General features: G+C 37.4%; 1 protein-coding gene. It reads right to left on the bottom strand.

Translation table 11 applies throughout. The annotated features are described in order from the left end of the window. Positions 1-1012 (bottom strand): IS110 family RNA-guided transposase (locus DZB84_RS24600; protein WP_116354914.1); only part of this gene is annotated, 1012 nt, incomplete at both ends.

Here is a 1012-nt window from a genome sequence, read left to right as displayed (position 1 = left end):
TGTCGTAACCTACTTGAACCTCTTTTGGTAATCCGATTTATCGTCGCTGTAAATTTACCAGACGAATGTACACTCGGATCAATTCCAGAGAAGGCAACCAGTTTTTTAGGATGATTAAACCTCTCAATCTCACCAATTTCGGAAAGAATCGTTGCAGCGATTTTTTTACCAATCCCAGAGATTGATTGGATAATCTTATATTCTTCTATTTCTCCTGCCAGGGCATCTATTTGATCATCTAACTTCGCTAGATGCTCTTGGTACTGGAGAAGCATCTGAATATACATTTCAAGACTTATCAAATGACTTTGATACAGTGTATTTTTGAATGGATTACGCTGTGCCGCTTCAATCAGTTTCTTCGCCCTTTCATGTGCCCAACGTTCTGAACGAGTTATACATAACCCCGCAATCTTATCTGTTAAATTATGCTCCCCAGCTTGTAACACGGATTCGGATGTTTTAAACTCCAATAAAGTATTTAAAGAGACTTTCGAATACATATCTCCGAATACCCCTTTATATTCAGGGAAAACTTGATCTAATATGGCATGGAACTGTAATTTAGCTTGCACATACAGACCCGTAATTGTTTCGTGTTGTCTAGTTAGATTACGAAGGTTTAAGAGTTGAATACCCCTTTTTTTATAAGGTTCCAAATCCTCTTTGTAATACAACTCGCATAAGTGAAAAGCATCAATCGCATCTGTTTTCACCTTTCGCAAACTCGATTTTTTTGCCTGATAAGACAGTAATGGATTGACCATAATATACAAGTAGTTCTGTTCCTCTAAAAACTGAATTAAAGGAGCGTGATAATGACCCGTTGATTCCAATATTACGGTTGGCTCCAACCCTGATTCATTTTCTACCTCTTTTAAAAATTGAAGTAAGGAATCTAAAGCCTCATTGGTGTGCGATACTTTAAAACTTTTTCTGTAAGGCTTACCCTTATCTAAAAATGCTTGGACTTGACTTTCCCCTCTTGAAACATCCAGACCAACTACTGGAT

Origin of the sequence: Bacillus sp. HNG, from assembly GCF_003400205.1 — a bacterium.
Taxonomy (GTDB): domain Bacteria; phylum Bacillota; class Bacilli; order Bacillales; family Bacillaceae_L; genus Ferdinandcohnia.
Note: the sequence above shows the minus strand (reverse complement) of the source record. Positions and strands in the feature narration are given on the sequence as shown.